Below are 4007 nucleotides of genomic sequence, written 5' to 3' on the forward strand. Positions count from 1 at the left end.
TGGTAATGACGCTCTCCGATCCGGATCTCCAGCTTGCCCTTGACCAGGTAGCCCTCTTCCTCCGTATCCCGCGTGGTCGGCTCGGTCATGCCGGCGCCAGGCGCAAAAGTACTGAGAAAAACTTCGAATGAACCGCCGATGCTGGGCGAAAGCAGTTCCTCGACCAGTCCGTCCGTGATCGTACCCAGGCGACGGCGGCTGGCGGCGCGCACGACGACGCCGCGTTCATTGGCCGGCGTTTGCTCGGAAAGGAAGAACCAGCCCAGCGGCACACCCAGGGCGATCGCAATGGCGCGCAAATCGGCAATCGAGGGAATCGCGCCGGCCCGCTCGACCTGGCTGACAAAACTGATGGAGCGCCCGATCGCCAGCGCAAGCTCGGCCAGGGATTTGCCGCGCGCCTTGCGCAGCTTGCGAATTTCCTCACCCAGCGTGTGCGGATCGAATTCCGGCACAGCCTGGTTCACGGTGTTCGCTTCACTAGCGTCGTTCGCGTGGCTCATTGCCTGGTTCAAATGGTGCGCATCGGCGGCGGCCATGTTCAGCTTTTCACCCTCAGGCTCTTCGGATCGTAGAACGGCGTCAGGCTGGCAACGGCAGGCACACGCTTCCATGCCACTTCAATTTCAAACTTGCACTGTTCCAGCCACTCCCGCGTCACGCCGTCCGGGTTGTTCACATACCCCATCCCGAGCGACGCTTCCAGTCGGTGGCCATACATGCCGGACGTGACCGAGCCGACAATCTTGTCGCCCAGCCAGATCGGCTCCTCGTGGTACAGCAACTGCTGCGGATCTTCCAGTTTGAACTGTACCAGCCGCTTGTTCAATGTGCCCCGCTCGCGCTGCGACTGCAGCACCGCCTGGCCGATGAAACCGGCCGGCTTGTCCCAGGCGACACAGAAACCCAGGCCAGCTTCCAGCGGCGTGTCTTCGATCGCAATGTCATGTCCCCAGTGGCGATACGCTTTTTCCATGCGGCAGCTGTTCATGGCGTGGTAGCCGGCAAGCTGCAGGCCGAACGGCGCACCGGCCTCCATCAGCTTGTCGAACACATAAGCGGAAAACTCGGCCGGTATGTACAACTCCCAACCCAGCTCGCCAACGTAAGTGATGCGGCTTGCGCGCACCCGTGCGTAACCGATCTCGATCTCGCGCGAGGTGGCGAACGGGAAAGCCTCATTGGAGAGCGACTCGCCGGACACGGCTTCCAGCAACTGGCGCGACATTGGCCCCATCAGCCCGAGCATGGGCATGCCCGACGTGACGTCGGTGGCGATGCAGTGCGCATCTGCGGGTATGTGACGCGTGAGCCAGGAAAAGTCGCGGATCTGGGTGGCGCCGGCCGTCACCACCATGAACGCATCCTCGCGCAAGCGCGTGATGGTCAGGTCGGCCTCAATGCCGCCCTGCTCGTTGAGCCATTGCGTATAGACCAGCTTGCCGGGCGCGACATCCATTTGCGCCACGGAAATGCGATTCAATATCTTGCAGGCGTCGCGCCCCTGCACCATGAATTTGGCAAACGAGGTCTGATCGAACAGTACGACCGCATCGCGCGCGGCGCGGCATTCCGCACCGGTATGCTCGAACCAGTTCTGGCGGCCCCAGCTATATTGATACTTGGGTTCGACGCCGGCCGGTGCGTACCAGTTGGGACGCTCCCATCCGGCCACTTCGCCCATGACCGCGCCCTTGGCCAGCAAGCGCTCATGGAAAGGCGAGCGGCGCACATGGCGCGCAGTCTCTACCTGGCGGAACGGCCAGTGCATGGCATACAGCAAGCCCAGTGTCTCCACCGTGCGGTCATGCAGGTAAGCCTTGGTGCTCTGGAACGGATGCATGCGGCGCACGTCGACATCGGCCAGGTCCACCGGTGGCCGGCGGTCATGGATCCACTGCGCCAACGCCTTGCCGGCCCCACCTGAACTCTGGATGCCAATCGAATTGAAGCCGCAGGCGACGAACAGGTCCGGCACTTCGGCGGTTTCGCCGAGCAGGTAGCGGTCGTCGGGGGTGAAGCTTTCCGGACCGTTGAAGAAAGTCTTGATGCCGGTGTTTTCCAGGATCGGCACGCGGCGTGCGCCATCTTCCAGGATCGGCTGGAAGTGATCGAAATCATCCGGCAAGGTATCGAAAAAGAAATCTTCCCGGATGCCCTTCATGCCCCACGGCTTGGCCACTGGCTCGAAAGCGCCAAGCAGTATCTTGCCGGCGTCTTCCTTGTAGTAGGCGCATTCGTCGGGCACGCGCAGCACTGGCAGGTTGCCCGGCAAGCCGCTGATGCTTTCGGTGACGATATAAAAATGTTCGGCGGCATGCAGCGGGATGGACACACCAATCGGCGCGGCCAGTTCGCGCGACCACATGCCGGCGGCCAGCACCACCGTGTTGGCGCGGATCACGCCTTCGGCGGTCTGCACGCCAACAGCCCGGCCATTCTCGACCAGGATTTTTTCAACCTTCATGTTCTCGCGGATTTTTGCGCCGCGCGAACGTGCGCCTTTTGCATAGGCCTGGGTGATGTCGGTCGGGTTGGCCTGGCCGTCGCCGGGCAGGAACACGCCGCCGACAACGTCGTCGCAATTGAGCAGCGGCCACAATTTCTTGATGTCCGACGGGCCGATCACTTGCACATCGAGCCCGAAATTCTTGGCCATCGACGCGCCGCGCTTCAACTCTTCCATGCGCTCTGGATTCAGGGCCAGCGAGATCGATCCATTCTGCTTGAAGCCGGTGGCCTGGCCGGTTTCCCGCTCCAGTTCATACAGCAGCTCGGAGGTGTACTTTGCCAGTTCCGTCATCTGCCGGTTGGCGCGCAACTGCCCGATCAGCCCGGCCGCATGCCAGGTGGTGCCGCAGGTCAGCTGGCGCCGCTCCAGCAGCAACACATCGGTAATGCCCAGCTTCGTGAGGTGATAGGCGATGGAACAGCCAACAATACCGCCTCCGATGATGATGACATCGACACGATCTGGAATCACGGTGCTCATTATCTTGCTTTCTCCATTTACCCATCAACGATAGTTCGGGACCTGCAGCTGTGTCTGTGCAGGTGATGCTTCAGTTCGGTTGCGCCGTGCTTGCCGCTTGCCGGCGCAATTCCCGCCGTGGCACGGCATTCATCCGCGGACGACCGAGATAAGCCTCGATCACTTCCTGGTTCGATACGATGTCGGCCGGTGTGCCGTTGGCGATATTGGCGCCAAAATTCAGGACCGTGATCTGTTCGCACAGGCCCATCACGAAGCGCATGTCGTGCTCGACCACGACAATCGTCAGGCCATCGCTGGCGAGCTTGCGGATCAACAGGCCGACCGCTTCGGTCTCCACCGGATTCAGGCCGGAGGCGACTTCATCGAGCAGCAGCAGCCTGGGGCCGGTCGCCAGCGCACGGGCGATCTCGACCAGCCTGCGCTTGCCGTAGGACATGCCGACCACCGGGGTTTCTGTCTGGTCACCCAAACCCACGGTTTCCAGCAATGCCCGCGCGCGCGCCGCCATCTGCATTTCGTCGCGCATCTTGCCGCCGATTGAAAACATGCTGCCCAGGATGCCGGTGCTGCCGTGCAGGTGGCAGCCGGTCATCACCACTTCCAGCGCCGTCATTTTTTCAAACAGCCGCGAAGTCTGGAAGGTGCGGCAAATGCCTGCGGCAACCCGGGCATCGACCGGCAACCTGGTGATGTCGCGGCCATTGAATGACACGCTGCCGGAGGACAGTGCGGTCAGGCCGGAAATCAGGTCGAACGCGGTACTTTTTCCGGCGCCGTTGGGCCCGATCAGCCCGTGGATGGTGCCGGTCCGCACGACCATGCTGACGTCGTTGACGGCGATCAGTCCGCCAAAGCGGCGCGTGACATTCTTCAGTTCGAGAATGACCGGGGCAGTGCTGGTGCTGCTACTGACGCTATTGTTCATTTCTTCACCTTCGCCCACAGCCGGCTTGCCAGCGACGCCGAGGTGCCGGCTATACCGGCTGGCATCGTGATCATGCAGGTGATCAGC

3 protein-coding genes are annotated in these 4007 nt (G+C 62.0%); all 3 read right to left on the reverse strand.

Annotated features, from left to right (window positions below):
* The coding region (locus Q7T64_RS16020) for a helix-turn-helix domain-containing protein (RefSeq protein WP_304797764.1) at positions 1-503 on the reverse strand (503 nt) is incomplete at its 3' end.
* A 38-nt stretch (positions 504-541) separates the two neighbouring features.
* Positions 542-2992, reverse strand: coding sequence for an FAD-dependent oxidoreductase (locus Q7T64_RS16025; RefSeq protein WP_304797766.1), 2451 nt, complete (start codon positions 2990-2992; stop codon positions 542-544).
* A 70-nt stretch (positions 2993-3062) separates the two neighbouring features.
* Positions 3063-3920, reverse strand: coding sequence for an ABC transporter ATP-binding protein (locus Q7T64_RS16030; protein WP_304797768.1), 858 nt, complete (start codon positions 3918-3920; stop codon positions 3063-3065).
* Between the last annotated feature and the right edge of the window lie 87 nt (positions 3921-4007).

This window comes from Lacisediminimonas sp. (assembly GCF_030645335.1).
GTDB lineage: Bacteria > Pseudomonadota > Gammaproteobacteria > Burkholderiales > Burkholderiaceae_D > Lacisediminimonas.